Below are 16,276 nucleotides of genomic sequence, written 5' to 3' on the forward strand. Positions count from 1 at the left end.
TCCTTCCTCTCCGAGACCGCAGATGACCGCGCCCGACGACCTCTCCGCCCTCTGGACGCATGAATGGGCCCGCGCCGACTGGACGCGCCGCAACACCCTCGACGCGCTGGCCCGCGGCGGCCTCGCCGCTCTGCTCGGCGGCGGCGGGCTCGCCCTGTCGGGCCGCGCGGTCCATGCCGCCGAGGACGACACCGTGCGCATCGGCTACCTGCCGATCACCGACGCGACCGCGCTGCTGGTGGCCCATGCCAAGGGCTATTTCGAGGAGGCGGGCCTGAAGGTCGCCGAGCCGACGCCCGTGCGCTCGTGGTCGGCGCTGGTCGAGGGGTTCGCCGCGGGCAAGTTCAATCTCGCCCACCTGCTCAAGCCCATCCCGGTCTGGATGCGCTACAACAACAAGTTCCCGGTCAAGATCCTGGCCTGGGCGCACACCAACGGCTCGGGCATCGTCGTCGGGGGAAAAAGCGGGATCGAGGACTTCAAGGGACTGGCGGGCAAGCGCGTCGCGGTGCCGTATTGGTACTCGATGCACAACGTCGTGCTGCAATACGCGCTGCGCGAATCCGGGGTGACGCCGGTGATCCGGGGCGAGGCCGGCCCGAACGAGTGCGCGCTTCAGATCCTGGCGCCGCCCGAGATGCCGGCGGCGCTGGCAGCCGGCAAGATCGACGGCTACATCGTCGCCGAGCCGTTCAATGCGCTCGGCGAGATCAAGGCCGGCGCGCGGATGCTGCGCTTCACCGGCGACATCTGGAAGAACCATCCCTGCTGCGTCGTGGTCGCGCACGAGAGCCAGATCGCGGCCAAGCCCGAATGGGCGGGCAAGGCGGTCGATGCCATCGTGCGGGCCCAGGCCTATTGCGTGAAGAACCGCGAGGAGGTCGCCCGCCTGATCTCGAAGGAGGGCCGCGGCTACCTGCCGATGCCCGCCGACGTCGTGATCAAGGCGACCACCGATTACGGCCCGGCCTACGAGGCGAGCGGCGCGATCCGCCACCGCAACTGGGCGGCGCAACGCATCGACTTCCAGCCCTGGCCCTACCCGTCGGCCACGAAGCTGATCGTCGAGGCGATGGGCAACACGGTGGTCGAGGGCGATGCCGGCTTCCTCAAAGGGCTCGACCCGGATTTCGTCGCGCGCGACCTCGTCGACGACCGCTTCGTGCGGGCCTCGCTCAAGCGCTATCCCGAATGGCCGGGCGCGGCGGATGACGCCGCGCTCACCCGCCAGGAGACCTTGAGCCTGTGAGCGGCGGCGTGGTCGAGGCGGCGCTCGCCGTCGAGCGGCAGGTCGCGGCGGCGCGCCCGGCCGGGATCGGGGCGAGGTTCGGGGCCTCTGCTCTCGACCGGCTGGCCCCGCTCGTCGGCCTCGCGGGGCTGCTCGCCCTGTGGTTCGCGGGTGGCTTGGTTCTGGAAAGCGTGCCGGCCTACGCCGCCTTCGCCGGTTTCGCGCCGGGACCCGCGCTGGCCTCGTTCGTCGAACTCCTGACCTCCGGCGAGGCGTGGCGGGCCGCGGCGCCGAGTCTCGCCCGGATCGGACAGGGCCTCGCCGTCGCCTTCGGGCTCGGTGCGCCGCTCGGGCTGCTGATCGGCTCGGTCCCGCTCGCCGAGCGCATCCTGCAGCCGCCGTTCCAGCTCCTGCGGATGATCTCGCCGCTGGCCTGGATGCCGGTTGCGGTGCTCGCCTTCCCGAGCTGGGACGGGGCCATCGTCTTCCTGATCGCGGCGGCCGCGATCTGGCCGATCCTGTTTTCCACCGCCGCCGGGGTGAAGCGGGTCGATCCGGTCTGGCTCGCCATGGCGCGCAACCTCGGCGCGGGCCGGCTCGCGGCTCTGCGCGCGGTCATCGTCCCGGCGGTGCTGCAGGACATCCTCACCGGCCTGCGCCTCGCGCTGGGTGTTGCCTGGATCGTGCTGGTCCCGGCCGAGTATCTCGGGGTCACGAGCGGGCTCGGCTATGCCATCAACGACGCCCGCGATACCCTCTCCTACGACCGGCTCGCCGCCCTCGTCCTGCTGATCGGACTGATCGGATACGCCCTCGACACCGGTCTCGGGCGGCTGGCCGCCCGCGCCCTCTGGATTCCCGCAACGTGAGGAAACAACAATGACCGCGACCGCCCCGAGAGAAATCGTCCAGACCTTCGAGAAGGTGTTCGAGCCGATCGACCGTGAGCGGCTGCACGCCCTCTCCGAGAAGGGCCGGGCCGATCCGAGCGTGGTGAAGACCGTGCGCGCCCGCACCGTCGCCGAGGGGCGCCGCTTCCGCCATCTCAACTACATCCGCAATCTCGATGCCCACATCGTCGACGAGCCGCCGGCCCTGCTCGGCGACGACACCGCCCCGAACCCGACCGAAGCCCTGCTCGCCGCGCTCGGCACCTGCGTCGCGGTCGGGCTCCAGGCCAACGCCATCGCCCGCGGCTGGACCGTCAGGGGGATCGAGGTCGAGTCGGAGGGCGACATCAACATCACCTCGGTCTGGGGCACCGGCGACCTCTCGGAGAAGCCGGTCGGGCTCACCGCCGTGCGGCTCAAGGTGCATCTCGACGTCGAGGGCGCGAGCGCGGCCGAACTCGACGAACTCGTGGCCCATGCCGGGCAGTGGTCGCCGGTGCTCAACACGGTGAAGAACCCAGTTGCCGTCACCCTGGCGCGGGCCTGACGCCGGTGGCCGCCAGCGCCCGCATCGCGGAATCCCTCCCGCCCGACCTCGCCGGGATCGTGCGCGAGACCTTGCGCCCGCGCCTCCGCGCGATCGACGCCGGGGAATATCCCGCCGACATCCTGCGGGCGCTGGGGGCGGCCGGCGCCTATGGGCACCATGCCGACGGCACGGCCGTAGGGCTGCTGGCCGCCATCGACGCGATGACGGAGGCGGGGCAGGTCTGCCTCTCCACCGCCTTCTGCATGTGGTGCCAGGACGCCCTGGTCTGGTACCTCGCCCAGGGCGACGAAGCCGGCCCGCGCCGCCATCTCGCCGGGCTCGCCTCGGGCGCGGCGCTCGGCGGCACCGGGCTGTCGAACCCGATGAAGGCGTTCTCCGGCATCGAGCCGCTGGCGCTCCAGGGCGAGCGTGCGGGCGACGGCTACCGGGTGCGCGGGCGCCTGCCCTGGGTGTCGAACCTCGGCCCCGGCCAGCGTTTCGCCGGCATCCTCTCGCTGCCCGACGGGCGGCGGGTGATGGGGCTGTTCGAGGCCGGCGCCGATTCTGTCTCGATCGCGGCCAATGCCCGTTTCGTCGCGCTCGAAGGCACCGGCACCTATACGGTGATGATCCGCGACGCGTTCCTGTCCGATGCCGACGTGATCACGCACGATGCCGCCGCCTTCGTGCCGCGCATCCGCAACGGCTTCGTTCTGCTCCAGACCGGGATGGGGCTCGGGCTCGCCCGAGGGGTCGCGGCGCTGATGCGCGAGGATGCCCGTGGACGCGCCAACGCCGCGTTCCTGCCGCTCGGGCCGGACGCGATCGAGGCGCGGGCGGACGCTCTGCGCGCGCGCGTCACCGCCGCGGCACGAGCGCATGCCGAGACCGACCGCGCGACCTTCCTCGAGACCCTGCGTCTGCGCCTCGACGTGTCGTGGTTGGCTCTCGAAGCGGCGCAGGCAGCCATGCTCCAGGCGGGCGCGCGCGGCTACCTGGAGGGCGCGGAGACGTTTCGGCGGCTGCGTGAGGCGCAGTTCGTGGCGATCGTCACGCCGTCGGTAAAGCACATCACGACGGAACTCGCGCGGGGCGGCTGACACGGTTTGATCGCGCGATGGGAGTGGCAACCGTGTCAGCAAACCCCCGCGGCGCTCGAGCGAAGCCGGCATCCGCCATCCCGGAGGGATCAATCGGATGTCGTATGAGAGGCTTCACGAACCGTCCTCTGCTCAGGTCCGCTCGTTCTGCGGAATGCGACGGCGAAGCGGAGGTTGCTTGAGCGGCGAGGCGGGAAGCCCGCCCAGCCGGCGCAGCCTATTCCGGGAGCAGGTCCGCGTCGGGCGGGCTCTCGATCTCGACGGCCTCGGGAGCGGCAACGGCGGGAGCGCGCGGTCGGGATGGCGGGGCGGAGGGCATCATTGCCGCGCCCGAGGCGACCAGCCCGGCCATCATCCGCAGGTCCGGCGGCTGGCGCGGATCGTCGGCCACGCGCTCGGCATCCGCTTGCAGCCTAAGATTGCATGATTTCGGGGCCAGCGCACCGTCCGGCGTGCAGGCGTCGTGGCGGGCGCAAGCTGCATCCAGCGCATCGACGGGTGCCGCCGGGCCATTGTTGCCGGGCCCGCAGTAATTGCCGTGCAGCAGCATCGGCGAGCCCTCGACCGCCGAAGCGGTCGGGCTGAACGCGGGCACCGTCAGGGTGGTGACCAGAAGGAGGGGGAGCAGCGAACGGTTCATCGGGAGCCGTATCTCCTGTCGTCGATCGAAGTCAGGCGCGGGGGCAATCCCGGCGCCGTTGGGCCGTCATGCGCGCATGACGGCCCGAGGGAAGTTGGAGAGCGGGTGGTCGACCGGCGCTCCCCGATCCTCAGCGGAGGCTCGCCGAGCGCCGGCCGGCCGAGGAGGCGGTCCCTTCGTCGAAGGCGGCCCGGCATCCGGGGCTCAGGCTCGCCCGTTGCGCCTTCATGCAACTCACGATGCGACCACGATCGGGAATCGATGTCAGACACAGCCGCATGACATCGTTGCGGCACAGCGCAGCCTGCTCCTCCTCGCCGGCCCGCACGCTGGAGGTGCCGGCGGCCGAGAAGGCGATCAGAGCCAGCATCGTGCGGGTTCCGATCTTCACCATCGAACATCTCCTGTCTCATGCCGGCCGGGCATCCATGCTCGGCTAAGGTCCGACGATGAACGCCACACCTGACGGCTCGTTCCGTCAGCCTGAGGGCCGGCCGGCTCGATGACCGTTCGGCGCCGTATCGCGACCGAGACGATCGGAGGCGTTTCGATGTCCATCGCGCGACGGTGCCCCGCCGTGATGATAAATGGCAAAATACATCTTCAATTCTGGAAATGTAATCATAATATGATAAAAAAATAACGCAGTTAAATATTTCTTAGCATCATTGTCTGTGAAGTTTACGATGAAATTTCTATCGGAAGGTCATATATTTCGAAATATCACAACGCTTGCTTCGCATCGCTTCTGCTGATCGTTAGCCTCGGCGCCGCCTCTGCGCAGGAGAGGTCCGGCCAGGGCGCATCCAAGCCGTCGACACCCGCCGGCACATCTCGAGCCGGGACGGCGGGCGAGATGCAGAAGGGCGAGGCGATGAAGGCGGGAGAGATGGGCGGCGGCTCGGGCAATACGGGCGTGCCGGGGGCGTCCCCCGCCACAGAGGGCAACAAGAACCAGGATTCCCGGACCACGAAGACGCACGACCGCTGAACATCCTCCATTCCGGCCAAGCCGGGAACCGCTCGCGAGCGTGTTGCAGCCGGAGCGGTTCCCGGTCTCTCTCCGGCCTTACGCGGCGGTTCGCGTTTCGCAATTCAGGTAATTCGATCGGAACTCGGCCAACTCGACGAGGCGCGGCAGGTCGCAGAGCGTCACGCGCTTGCCCTTGCGCTCGATCAGCCCTGCGCGCTTGAGTTCGCCCAATGAGCGGTTCACGTGAACACTGGTCATGCCGGTGGTGTCGGCAAGGTCGATTTGCGTGATCGGCAGGTCGAAGCTGTTGCCGCTCGCCAGCCCCACCGCCCGCAGGCGCACGAGCAATTCGCAGAGCAGGTGCGCAAGGCGCTCCACGGCCGAGCGGCGGCCGATGTTCATCAGCCACTCGCGGAGGGTCGCCTCTTCGACAAGGGCCACCTTGCGCAGGCTGCGGGCGAGAGCCGGGCGTTGACGCAACTCCCGCCCGGCCTCGGGACCGATCCGTGCGACGCGGCAGCCGGAGAGCGTGCCGATGGTGTGATCGATCCGGTTCAGGACCGAGTTGTCGAAGTCGCAGATATCCCCCGGGATGAGGTAGGCCGCGATCTGACGCGCACCGTTCGCCCGCAGCTTGTAGCGGCAGGCGAAGCCTTCCGTGACCGCGATCATGCCCTCGGGCCGGTCACCCTCGCAGATCAGGTCCGTGCCGGCCGGAATCAGCCGTGTCCCCGCCTCGACGATCGCCAGGGCGGCCGTGTCCGCTTCTTCCAGCTTGCCGAAGCCCTGCAGCTTGCGCAGCAAGGGCCCGCTCACCGCCGTTCCGCTACCCGCTAAGACCTTCATCCGGCCCGTTCCGCCCGCGCCGCCCGTTCCCCCGCCGGAGGGACGACGTCGCGCTGCCAAGCCGGTTTGGTCCGGCACGGCGCATTCGTGACTTCGGTGGACGGGCCGGATGCATCCGCGCGCCCGGCGCAGACGAGGAACGGCACGCCGCGTCGGCGAAAGGGCCGTGCCCGTCGCGGGCCATCATGGCCCGCCGTCGCGAGATCGAGCGCCGCCCGAGCGAGATTCCGGTTCATGCTCGCTCTCGAAAAGTGAAGCGCTCGACGACCGTGAGGATCGTCGCAAATGTAATACTAGGGGCCAGCCGATCGACATGTAAGCCGGGGGGCGCCTTTGGTGCGATTTCCGACAATTCGGTGTCCATCGAGAGGCTGTTTCGCAAATGTAAATAGTCTTTACTTGTGGTGATTTGCATCTCAGGGTTGGATTTTGGTGAAATTCACCTTCAGCCGACATGGCGGAGGCCATTTTCTTGCCGGCGGAGCGACCTGTTACCTATCAAAGATCCGCGGCGACGGCGCGGTAGCCGGGGGTTCGACTTGCGCGCCGTCTCGCTGCGGCGACGAGGGCGTCGAGCGCCGGGCTGGCGAGGGAGCGGCTGGCGGCGAGATAATAGGTCTCCCAGCCGACGGAGAGGAAATCGAGTCCGAGCCGTTCGGCCGCCGCCCGGACACCGAGGCCCGCATCCGCCGCGCCGCAGGCGATGACCGCCGCGACCGCCTGATGGGTGAACTCCTCGACCGTGTAGCCGTGGATCGCGGCAGCCGGCAGGCCGGCCTGCGCCAGCATGCGGTCGAACCAGTCCCGCGTGCCCGATCCCTTCTGGCGGTTGACGTAGCGCAGGCCGGGCGCGGTCAGGTCGGCCAGCGTGCGGATGCCGCGCGGGTTGCCGGGGGCCAGCAGCAGGCCCTGTTCGCGCTCGAACAGGGGGTGCAGCATGAGACCGGCGCCGGCATTGATCGCGGAAAACGGAGCGCCCGCCGCTTCCGGCGCGAGGGCCCCGCAATGGAAGCCCGCCGCATCGGCCCCGCCGTCGAGGAGGCACTGCACCGCCGCGCTGCTGCCCGTCACGGAGAGTTCGACGCCGCTCTCTGCACCCGGTTCCCCGCTCATCGCCTCGGTCAGAACCTCGACCAGCAACGGATCGTGGCTCGCGGCCAGTGTCAGCTTTCCAGCCCCGCCGCTCATGAGACGGCGCAGGCGATGCTCGATGGCGCGGGTCTCGCGGCCGAGGCCGGCCTCCAAGGCCGTTGCGGCGCCGGTGAAGGCGTCCGCCAAGGCGGCCCCAAACTCCGTCAGGGCGGTGCCGTGGCCACGTGTCTTGCGCACCAGGGGCCGGCCGAGCGCCGTCTCGTAGGCCTGGAGACGCGCCCAGGCCGCGCGATAGGACAGGCCGAGGGCGTCGGCGAAGCCCTGCACCGAGCCGGTCCGCGTGATCGCGTCGAACATCACCGTCAGGTCGGACACCGTAAGCGCGCTCGCGCCGATCCGGATCGTGCCACCCAAGCCGAGGACGACGGAGATGGCCATCTCATCGGAAGATGGGTTCATATTGATGCCATCATAGGTGTCGTTCACAACCGGTTTCCCTTATCGGGGCTTGTTTTCAGAACGGCGCCGCCACCGGGCGAACCCCCGAGGCGTTGCGCCGGCTCCGTGCTCGCTCCAAGACGCGCGACCGGCCGACCGCAGATGTCCTCAGACCGCTTTGTTTCCTACCTCCGTCCCGCCCTTTCGGTTCAGGGAGCGACGCAAACCGCTCTGGTATCGCAGCGCGCCGCGATCGACCGCCACCTCGCAAGGCGCGGCCGGCTCGCTGCCGAGTGCGTCGAGTGGGGGCCCGACGCGTCCGATGCGGAGCGGCCGGCTCTGTGCGAGGCGCTGGCCCTGTGCGGCCGCCACGGCGCGACGCTTCTCATGGCGGAACTCGGGGCTTCAGGTCAGGATCCGGGCTTCCTGCGCGCTCTGAGCCGTGATCTGCGCCGTCTGGACCTGCACTTCGCCGTCGCCGACAGCCCGGAGGTCAGCGAGGCGACCCTCGGCATCATGGCCGCGGTGGCGGAGGCCGAGGACAGGCTCGGGGTGCGCCGCACCCCCGAGACGCTGGCCCGCCGCCGCGCGTTCTACGCGCGCTTCACCGCCGAGCGCCGTGCGCAGGCCGGCAGGGCCGGCCCATCCATCGCCGACCCGCGCCCTCTGGCGGAGAGCCTGGGGCGGGGCGAGACCCTGCCGCGGAGCCGGGAGCGGGCGGAGGAAGTGGCGCCGATCCTCAGCGAGATCCGCGCCGCGGGCGCGCTGACGCTGGAGCAGGTCGCCAACGCCCTCAACGCCTTGGGCATTCCCTCGGCGCGGGGAAGCCGCTGGTACCCGATGCAGGTGACGCGGATCGAGAAGCGCCTCGCCGGCGTCGGGTGATCGGTGCCGCATGTCCCGCACGACAGTGCTGCGGCGCCCGCTGTCGCGGCTCACCGCGGTAGCCGATCACCGTGTTGAAGCGAACCGAGACGCAGCGGGTCCGGCCGGCGCCGTGTGCGCGCGCCGTCTCAACCGTGCGGAACACCGAGGCCGGATAGACGCCGAACTCATCGACGGTGCCGGTGCCGCCGAATGATCGCGAGTGTGGTCATGGCCGGGCGATCCGCCGGACGATCCGGGCGACGATGGCGGGATCGAGGTCGGGATAGATCGGCAGGCAGAGCACCCGGTCGGCCGCCAGGGCCGCCACGGGCAGATCCTCGCGCCGGGCGCTCGGCAGAGTCCGGTACATCGGGTGGTCGCAGATCAGGGGATGGAAGTAGCGCCGCGGGTGGATGCCGTCGCGCTTGAGCGCGTCGTAGAGCGCGTCGCGGCCGGTCGGGTAATCGGGGCCGACCAGGATCGGGAAATAGGCGTAGTTGGCCGCGCCTTCCCCGGCGAAGTCCAGGCAGCGGATGCCGGGAATGCCCTGCAATCCCTGCCGGTAGGCCGCGTCGATCGCCTGCCGCCGCGCCAGCACCGTGCCGATGTGCCGAAGCTGGACGAGGCCAAGCGCCGCATTCAGCTCGCTCATCTTGCCGTTCAGGCCCGTTTCGATCACGGAAATCTCGTCTTCGAACCCGAAGTTCTTGAGCTTGTCGATCCGGTCCTTCATCGCCGGATCGGCGCAGACGATGGCGCCGCCCTCGAAGGTGTTGAATACCTTGGTGGCGTGGAAGCTCAGGACCGACAGGTCGCCGTGGTTCAGCACGCTTTGCCCGCGATGGCACACGCCGAAGGCGTGGGCGGCGTCGTAGATCACCTTCAGACCATGTCGGGCGGCGATGCCTGCGATCGCCTCGACGTCGCAGGGCTGGCCGTAGCAATGGACCGGCAGGATCGCGCTGGTGCGCGGGGTGATCGCGGCTTCGATCCGGGCGGGATCGAGGTTGAGGGTCACCGGGTCGATGTCGACGAAGACGGGGGTGAGCCCGCTCCAGAGCAGGGCGTGCGAGGTCGCGACGAAGGAATAGGGCGTCGTGATCACCTCGCCCGTGAGGTCGAGCGCCCGTAGGGCCATGATCAGCGCGGTCGTCGCGTTGTTGAACAGGGCGACCTGCGGCACGCCGAGATGGTCGCTCAGGCGTGCTTCCAGCTCTTGATGGAACGGGCCGCCATTGGTCAGGATCCGCGTCTGCCAGATCTGCCGTAGCAGCGGCTCGAACTCTTCGAGCGGCGGCAGGAACGGTCGGGTGACGTAGATCGGATCGGCCGCGCCCTCTGCCTCCGAGGCCGCCTGAGGAATGATCTGCGGGGCGGTGTCGAGGGTCCGTGCGAATTCCTGCTCCAGCCGGCGCAGGGTTGCCTGCACGGGAAGCTCACCCCGAGAAGCGAGCGACGGGAGGCTGTCTGCCTCGGGTGTCGGATCAAGCGGCGCGGCTCGCATCGACCCAGCACCTCCCCATCGCGCGGAAGGCGTCAGCACCCTCTCCGGTCAAGCGGGCGCGGCCGAGTGCCCCTTCGAGGGCGAGGTCGAGATTGCGGCGCGCCGTGTCGAAGCGGCCGGATGCCCGGTGGGTCGCGGCCGTGGCGGGGGAGCGCTCGACCGGCTCCGCGGCTGAGGCCTTCCCGGACGCCCCCCCGGCCGCGCGCGTTGTACGATGTTCGAGCATGCCCGGCCTTCCTGCGCCAGCCGGACGTTAGGAATTGTTTGGCTAACAGATCGTTAAAGTCGCGGTGGCCTCCTGCGGCAGGCCCGAACCGACGAAAGCCGCCTTGCGGCGGCTTTCGTCGGTCGGCCCGTTCTTTTGAGGAAACCGGAGCGGGCGAAGGGATTCGCACCCTCGAACCCAACCTTGGCAAGAGGCGCAAGGAACGACTCCGGAGGTTTCCATACATTGCCGGGGCGTTCCGGAGATCTTTTGACCATTCGATGTTTTGAGATGCCGACCACGCGGATCTCGAAGTCCACCGTCGACGCCGCCACACCGCGAGAGGCGGCCCATGACGTGATCGAAAAGGCCTTCGTCGAAAAGCGACTCTTCGGGAAAGGGTGTGCGAGGCGGGCGTCCGTCGATGGACTCGAGCGGCGATGTCGCTGACGACACCATGGCCGAGAACCCTCAACGGGCACGGTCTCCGGCGACCGATCCGGCCGCCGGGGGCAGCCGGGGGAGAAAAATTCTCCGCTGAAATCGACACTTGGAAGAAGTCTCTCCACCGCAGCGGAAATACGAAAAACCCGACCATTGCGTTCGGGCTATGGTGGACCGACATCCCGCTGTAGTTCCAAGCGTCTTCGGTCATCATGCCTCCCGTGCAATTCGATTCCTTCGGTGAGCCCGTCCTGCCGGCAAGCGACAAGGAGCACACCGCAGCTTCGCGGGTCGCTCTGCGCTCCGGCGTTGGTCTGTTCTGGGCCATGGTCGTCGCGATCGTTGCCGCGCGCGCGGTCTATTTCGATCCGTCCTGGAGCGAGAAGCTCAACAGCGTCGCCTCGCTGTTCGGTCATCTGAAAACCGTCGTCGGGGTTTGACCCGCACGGGTTGAAGAGCCGCACGACAAAAAGGCGCCGCGCGTCGTCGCGCGGCGCCTTTTTGTCGTCGAAAGTCTTCCTGCCGAAGCTGGGTCGTCAGGCCGAGAGGGCGTGGACGGCCGGCCCGGACTGGCTGTGGCCGAGGCCGAGCAGACTTGGAATCTCGGCCGGGGTATCGGCGACGGCGACGCCCGCCGCTTCGAGCGCGCGGCGTTTTCCCTCGTAGCTCCCCATGGATCCTGACACGATCGCGCCGGCATGACCCATCTTCTTGCCGGGCGGCGAGGCGCGCCCCGCGATGAAGGACACGACGGACTTCGACATGCCGGCCGCGTATTCCGCGGCCGCCTCTTCCATCGCGCCGCCGATCTCGCCGACGAGCACCACTGCGCGGGTCCGCGGATCCTGGTCGAGCGCCTGGAGGGCGTCGCGCGTCGTCGTGCCGATCATCGGATCGCCCCCGATCCCGAGGAAGACCGACTGGCCGAGGCCCGCTCGGGTGAGGTTGAGGCAGATCAGCGTCCCGAGGCTGCCCGAGCGCGAGATCACGCCGATTTCGCCCGGCTGGAAGATGTTCGGGTTGTGCCCCGGCATGATGCCGACGAACCCTTCCCCCGGCGTGACGATGCCGGCGGTGTTCGGCCCGATGATGCGGGTCCCGTGCTGCGCCGCCGCGTGGTGAATCGCGATGACGTCGAGGGCCGGGATGTGCTCGGTCAGGATGACGACGGTTTTTGCCCCGGCATGAATCGCATCGAGGGCGGCCTCGCGGGCCATAGCCGGCGGGATGAACATCACCGCCGCCTCGAACGGGCTCTCGGCCATGGCGGCCTTGGCCGTGGCGTAGACCGGCACTCCGAGATGATGCTCGCCCGCCCGCTTCGGATTGACCCCGGCGACGACCTGCGTGCCGCACTCCATCATCTTCTCGGTCCAGAAGGTGCCCTGCTTGCCCGTGATGCCCTGGACGAGCACGCGGGCGGACTGGCGGTAGATGATCATCGTGCGGCTCCCCCGCTTGCTGTCGAACGTGTTGCCGCGTGTGCCGCCTCGACGGCGGCCTGGACGGCATCCTCCATCAGATCGAAGGGCTCCTGGCCGAGGCCGTCGCGCACGAGGCGCACGGCCTCGTCCTCCCCGGTCCCGTGGATCGAGAAGAAGACGGGGATGTCCGGGGCGAGCCGCTTCCAGGCGGTGACGACGCCTTCGGCCATCACGTCGGTGCGGGCGAAGGCGCCACAGAAGTTCACGACGAGGCTTTTGACCCCGGGATTGGACAGGACCAGCTTCAGCGCGGCTTCCGACTTGGTGTAGGCCTCGCCGCCGATCTCAAGGAAGTTCGCCGGGCGCCCGCCGCAATGGCTGATGACGTCCATCGTCGTCATCGTCAGCCCCGCGCCGTTGGCCAGCACGCCGACATCGCCATCGAGCTGGATGAACTTGAGGCCGTTGGCCGCGCCCTCCCGCTCGAGGTCGGTCATCGGCTCTTCCGCCGCCTCCCCGGCGAGATCGGCCTGGCGGAAGGCGGCCGAGTCGTCGAGCGTCAGCTTGCAGTCGAGGGCGACGGCCCGCCCGTCAGCCAGAACGGCGAGCGGATTGATCTCGATCAGCTCCGCATCGACCCGGACGCTCGTCGCGTAGAGCGCCGCCAGGATCCCGGCGATTTGATCCTCGGCGCCTGCGAGGTCGAGGCCGGACAGCAGCGCATGGGCGGCCGCCTTGTCGAAGCCGGCCTCGGGATCGATGCGGTGTCGACGCAGCGCATCGGGCCGCGTCGCGGCGACCTCCTCGATGTCCATCCCGCCCTCCGTGGAGAAGAGGACCAGCGGGCACCGGCCCGCGGTGTCGAGCAGAACAGCCGCGTAGAATTCGCGCGCGATCCGAGCCTGCTCTTCCAGCAGGACCGAGCCGACCGCGTGGTCGTCGATGCGCATGCCGAGGATGCGCTCGGCGACGCCGCGCGCCTCCTCCGCCGAATTCGCCGGCTTGATGCCGCCGGCCTTGCCGCGCTTGCCGGTTGGCACCTGGGCCTTGACCATGCAGGGGCCGATTTCCGCGAAGGCGGCCTGCGCCTCCTCCGGCGTCCGGCACAGGACCGCGCGCGGGACAGGGATGCCGGCGGGCGCGAGGACGCGCGCCTTGGCGACGTGCTCCAGGAAATTCATCGTGCGGCCTCCGCCTGTCCGGCTTCGTGACCGATCCGCTTCCAGTGCGGTCCGAACAGCTCCATCTCGGTCGGCTTGTCCTCGGGGATCGGCGTGACGAGGTGGGTGATGTTGAGCATGTGGCGATAGCTCAGGTTCTCGGAGATCGAGTTCTTCTGCCAGGAGCCGCAGCCCATGCTGAGGGTGAAGCCGAGTCCGGAATTGAAGCCGCCGCCGTTGCCGAAGGTGTGGGCGAAGTTCACGAGCACCCGCACGACCTCCAGGTCCTCCGCCAGTTCGCGGGCGCGGTCCATGTCCGTGGTGTGCAGGCCGCAGGAATGGCCCTTGCCCTGGTGCTCCAAGATCTCGCGCACCCGTTCCTTGGCCGCCGCGAAGTCGCTCGCGCGGTAGACGGTCAGCACGAGGGCGAGCTTCTCGCCCGAGAGCGGATAGGCCTTGCCGACCCCGCTCTCCTCCACGAGGAAGAAGCTTTTCGCGTGGGCTTGCGCCGGTAGGTCGAAGGCCCCGGCCAGCACCTCGGCGTCGCGGGCGATGAGATCGCGGTTGAGCTTGCCCTTGACCCAGAGCCGCTCGATCACGCGCCGGCGCTCCTCCGGCGTGCAGAGATAGGCGCCGGCCTGCTCCAGCGCGGCGACAGCCGCATCGTAGACTGCATCGACGATGACGACAGCGTTCTCCGAGGAGCAGGAGGTCGAATTGTCGAAGATTTTCGAGTCGCGGATCCGCTCGGCCGCCGCGTCGAGGTCGGCGGTCTCGTCGATGATCACCGGCACGTTGCCGGCCCCCACGCCGATGGCCGGCGTTCCGCTCGAATAGGCGCGGCGGACGTTGTCCTGCGAGCCCGTCACCACGACGAGGTCGCAGGCCTTCATCAGCGCCTCGGTCGAGTCCTTCGTGATCGGCGCGGGCAGGATCTGCACGAGATCCTCCGGCAGACCGATCGCGGCGAGTTCTCGGCGCATCAGGTCGACGATGCGGGCCGTGGTGCGGTAGCCGAGCGGGGACGGAGCGATGACGATGGCATTGCGCCCCTTGACCGCCATCATCGCCTTGTTGACCGGCGTCGCGCCCGGATTGGTCGAGGGCGTCACCGCGCCGATCACGCCCATCGGCTTGGCGTATTTGACGAGTCCCTTCGCCTCGTCCCGCTCGATCACGCCGACGGACGGCGCGCGCAGGAGGTCGCGCAGGGTCCCGAAGGTCTTGCGCTGCTTCTTGCGAACCTTGTCGGCGACATTGCCGAGCCCGGTATCCTGCACGGCGAGTTCGGCCACTTCGCGAGCATGGTCGGGATTGTAGAGGGACCAGGCCAGGGCCCTCACCGCGGCGTCCGCGGTCTCCTGATCGACTGAAGCGAAGGCGCCCTGCGCCGCCCTCGCCCGCTCCATCACGGCATCGACAGAGTCCGGTTCGCTCCGGCTTGAAGGCGTTGGAGCCTGTTCGCGCGGTTCGTGCGGGCGTTCGGGGACCTTGAGGCCGATGACGGGCATCGCGGGGGATTCCTCATGCGGATGTCGAGGACGAAAACGGGGGTTGGGCGGGTGCCGGGCGGCAGAGCTGCGGTCAGGCGCTGGGCCTGACCGCCGCCGGACCCGTGGCGACGGGCGGGGCTGGCTCGACCTCGTCGAGGAAGGGCTCGTCCGGCCGCATGCGCAGGGCCAGCACGGCGCCGAGAAGGAGAAGACCGAGGGAGGCGACGAACGGAAGGTCCCAGCGGCCGGTTGCATCGATCACCGCGCCGAACACCACCGGCGAGATCATTCCGGCGAGGCCGAAGCCGAAGTTCATGAAGCCGGAAGCGGTGCCCGAGTGCTGGGGCGCGATGTCCATCGGCACGGCCCAGATCGGCGCGACGATCAACTCCGCGAAGAAGAAGGCGGCGGACAGGCACAGCGTGATGGTGACGAGATCGGTTACGAACAGCACCGGCAGCATGAACAGGAAGGCGCCGAGAAAGCCGACCACGATCACGCTGACGCGGGCCTTCGAGACGCTGCCGGTCTTCTTCAGGATACGGTCGCTGACGACGCCCCCGACCGTATCGCCGACCACGCCGGCGAAGAACACGCCTGACGCGAAGATCGCCGATTTCTTGATGTCGAGCTGGTACTGGTGAAGGAAGTAGGAGGGGATCCAGTTGAGGAACAGCCACAGCGTCCAGCCATAGCAGAAGTCCGTCATCGTCACCGGCAGCATGCGTTTGAGAAGGCGCCGCCACGGCACGGGCGGGCGCTCGCCCGCGATCTTCACCTTCGGCAGGACGGCGATCTCCTCCGGCGTGACGTCCTTGTGCTCGCGCGGATCGTCCCGGAAGTACCAGAACCAGAGGGCGACCCAAGCGAAGCTGATCAGGCCGACGATTACGAACGAGTCGCGCCAGGAGAGCGCGACGATGAGGAAGGCGATGAGTGGTGGCGTCAGCGCGTTGCCGAGGCGGGCGAAGGCGTGGGTGATCCCTTGGGCAAAGCCGCGCCGGTCGGCCGCCATCCAGTTCGCCAGGGCCCGCGTCGCGGTCGGGAAGGCCGATCCCTCGCCGACCCCGAGGACGAAGCGGGCGATGACCAGCGACATCGCGCCTTCGACGAAGCCGATGGCGATCGTGGCCGCCGACCAGATCGCGCCGCAGATCAGCAGGGTCTTGCGGGGACCGAGACGATCACCGAGCCAGCCGCCGGCGATCTGAAAGAAAGCGTAGGGATAGGCGAAGGCGGAGAAGGCCAGGCCGAGCTCGAAATTGGTGAGTCCGAGCTCCTTCTGCATCGCCGGTGCGGCCGTGCCGATATTGACCCGATCGATATAGGTGACCAGGTACATCAGGCAGATGATCAGCAGCACGCGGTCTGTGGCTTTGAAGCGAACAAGCCTCAGCATTCTGCCCTCCTGCTGAATTGAGGGGTACTTTGCGTGCCAGCGCG

At 68.8% G+C, this 16,276-nt stretch carries 17 protein-coding genes; 7 read left to right on the forward strand and 10 right to left on the reverse strand.

Annotation, left to right across the window (positions count from 1 at the left end):
- Nucleotides 1-22: 22 nt before the first annotated feature.
- From E4V01_RS19850 to E4V01_RS19865, 4 genes are read left to right on the forward strand one after another with little or no spacing between them, the layout of a single operon-like run.
- Complete coding sequence (locus E4V01_RS19850) at nucleotides 23-1,249, forward strand: ABC transporter substrate-binding protein (RefSeq protein WP_135299520.1); 1,227 nt, start codon at nucleotides 23-25, stop codon at nucleotides 1,247-1,249.
- Complete coding sequence (locus tag E4V01_RS19855) at nucleotides 1,246-2,097, forward strand: ABC transporter permease (RefSeq protein ID WP_135299521.1); 852 nt, start codon at nucleotides 1,246-1,248, stop codon at nucleotides 2,095-2,097. Before E4V01_RS19850 ends, E4V01_RS19855 begins: the two co-directional genes overlap by 4 nt.
- A gap of 10 nt (nucleotides 2,098-2,107) precedes the next feature.
- Entirely contained in the window at nucleotides 2,108-2,665 is a 558-nt protein-coding gene (locus E4V01_RS19860; protein ID WP_060770863.1) for an OsmC family protein, read from the forward strand.
- A 5-nt stretch (nucleotides 2,666-2,670) separates the two neighbouring features.
- A complete protein-coding gene (locus E4V01_RS19865) occupies nucleotides 2,671-3,747 on the forward strand; it encodes an acyl-CoA dehydrogenase family protein (protein WP_135299522.1) in 1,077 nt (358 codons plus the stop codon).
- 217 nt (nucleotides 3,748-3,964) lie between these two features.
- Here the strand turns inward: E4V01_RS19865 and E4V01_RS19870 are convergent, their stop codons facing one another.
- Both E4V01_RS19870 and E4V01_RS19875 read right to left on the reverse strand, forming a co-directional pair.
- Nucleotides 3,965-4,387 carry a hypothetical protein gene (locus E4V01_RS19870; protein WP_060770861.1) on the reverse strand — a complete coding sequence of 141 codons (423 nt, stop codon included), beginning with the start codon at nucleotides 4,385-4,387 and terminating at the stop codon, nucleotides 3,965-3,967.
- Between the two features lie 130 nt (nucleotides 4,388-4,517).
- Nucleotides 4,518-4,781, reverse strand: a complete 264-nt coding sequence (locus E4V01_RS19875; RefSeq protein ID WP_060770860.1) for a hypothetical protein — start codon at nucleotides 4,779-4,781, stop codon at nucleotides 4,518-4,520.
- A 462-nt stretch (nucleotides 4,782-5,243) separates the two neighbouring features.
- On the opposite strand from E4V01_RS19875, the gene E4V01_RS26600 reads away from it, so the two are divergent.
- The gene (locus E4V01_RS26600; RefSeq protein WP_256371271.1) at nucleotides 5,244-5,378 is read left to right on the forward strand and encodes a hypothetical protein; all 135 of its coding nucleotides are present in this window, start codon (nucleotides 5,244-5,246) and stop codon (nucleotides 5,376-5,378) included.
- Nucleotides 5,379-5,456: 78 nt separating this feature from the next.
- Here E4V01_RS26600 and E4V01_RS19885 read toward each other — a convergent pair whose 3' ends face one another.
- The gene (locus E4V01_RS19885; RefSeq protein WP_135299524.1) at nucleotides 5,457-6,206 is read right to left on the reverse strand and encodes a Crp/Fnr family transcriptional regulator; all 750 of its coding nucleotides are present in this window, start codon (nucleotides 6,204-6,206) and stop codon (nucleotides 5,457-5,459) included.
- Between the two features lie 498 nt (nucleotides 6,207-6,704).
- Nucleotides 6,705-7,757, reverse strand: coding sequence for a substrate-binding domain-containing protein (locus tag E4V01_RS19890; RefSeq protein WP_193763245.1), 1,053 nt, complete (start codon nucleotides 7,755-7,757; stop codon nucleotides 6,705-6,707).
- A 141-nt stretch (nucleotides 7,758-7,898) separates the two neighbouring features.
- On the opposite strand from E4V01_RS19890, the gene E4V01_RS19895 reads away from it, so the two are divergent.
- Nucleotides 7,899-8,621 (forward strand): recombinase family protein, encoded by a 723-nt coding sequence (locus tag E4V01_RS19895; RefSeq protein ID WP_135299526.1) that lies wholly within the window; start codon nucleotides 7,899-7,901, stop codon nucleotides 8,619-8,621.
- Between the two features lie 208 nt (nucleotides 8,622-8,829).
- On the opposite strand, the gene E4V01_RS19900 is transcribed toward E4V01_RS19895, so the two are convergent.
- Nucleotides 8,830-10,107, reverse strand: a complete 1,278-nt coding sequence (locus E4V01_RS19900) for a DegT/DnrJ/EryC1/StrS aminotransferase family protein (protein WP_083530888.1) — start codon at nucleotides 10,105-10,107, stop codon at nucleotides 8,830-8,832.
- On the reverse strand, nucleotides 10,088-10,333 hold the full coding sequence (locus tag E4V01_RS19905; RefSeq protein WP_060770856.1) for a hypothetical protein: 246 nt from the start codon (nucleotides 10,331-10,333) through the stop codon (nucleotides 10,088-10,090). The genes E4V01_RS19900 and E4V01_RS19905 overlap by 20 nt, the downstream gene beginning before the upstream one ends.
- 635 nt (nucleotides 10,334-10,968) lie before the next feature.
- Between E4V01_RS19905 and E4V01_RS19910 the strand changes: the two genes are divergently transcribed.
- Nucleotides 10,969-11,196 carry a hypothetical protein gene (locus E4V01_RS19910; RefSeq protein ID WP_060770855.1) on the forward strand — a complete coding sequence of 76 codons (228 nt, stop codon included), beginning with the start codon at nucleotides 10,969-10,971 and terminating at the stop codon, nucleotides 11,194-11,196.
- 96 nt (nucleotides 11,197-11,292) lie between these two features.
- Here the strand turns inward: E4V01_RS19910 and E4V01_RS19915 are convergent, their stop codons facing one another.
- The 4 genes from E4V01_RS19915 to E4V01_RS19930 form a co-directional block, all read right to left on the reverse strand.
- Nucleotides 11,293-12,198, reverse strand: coding sequence for a CoA-binding protein (locus tag E4V01_RS19915; RefSeq protein WP_193763246.1), 906 nt, complete (start codon nucleotides 12,196-12,198; stop codon nucleotides 11,293-11,295).
- Nucleotides 12,195-13,361 carry a succinate--CoA ligase subunit beta gene (locus E4V01_RS19920; protein WP_135299527.1) on the reverse strand — a complete coding sequence of 389 codons (1,167 nt, stop codon included), beginning with the start codon at nucleotides 13,359-13,361 and terminating at the stop codon, nucleotides 12,195-12,197. Before E4V01_RS19920 ends, E4V01_RS19915 begins: the two co-directional genes overlap by 4 nt.
- On the reverse strand, nucleotides 13,358-14,851 hold the full coding sequence (locus E4V01_RS19925; RefSeq protein ID WP_135299528.1) for an aldehyde dehydrogenase family protein: 1,494 nt from the start codon (nucleotides 14,849-14,851) through the stop codon (nucleotides 13,358-13,360). The genes E4V01_RS19920 and E4V01_RS19925 overlap by 4 nt, the downstream gene beginning before the upstream one ends.
- A 73-nt stretch (nucleotides 14,852-14,924) precedes the next feature.
- On the reverse strand, nucleotides 14,925-16,232 hold the full coding sequence (locus tag E4V01_RS19930) for an MFS transporter (protein WP_060770853.1): 1,308 nt from the start codon (nucleotides 16,230-16,232) through the stop codon (nucleotides 14,925-14,927).
- Nucleotides 16,233-16,276: the final 44 nt, after the last annotated feature.

Source organism: Methylorubrum sp. Q1, from assembly GCF_004683995.1.
In the GTDB taxonomy this organism is placed as follows: domain Bacteria; phylum Pseudomonadota; class Alphaproteobacteria; order Rhizobiales; family Beijerinckiaceae; genus Methylobacterium.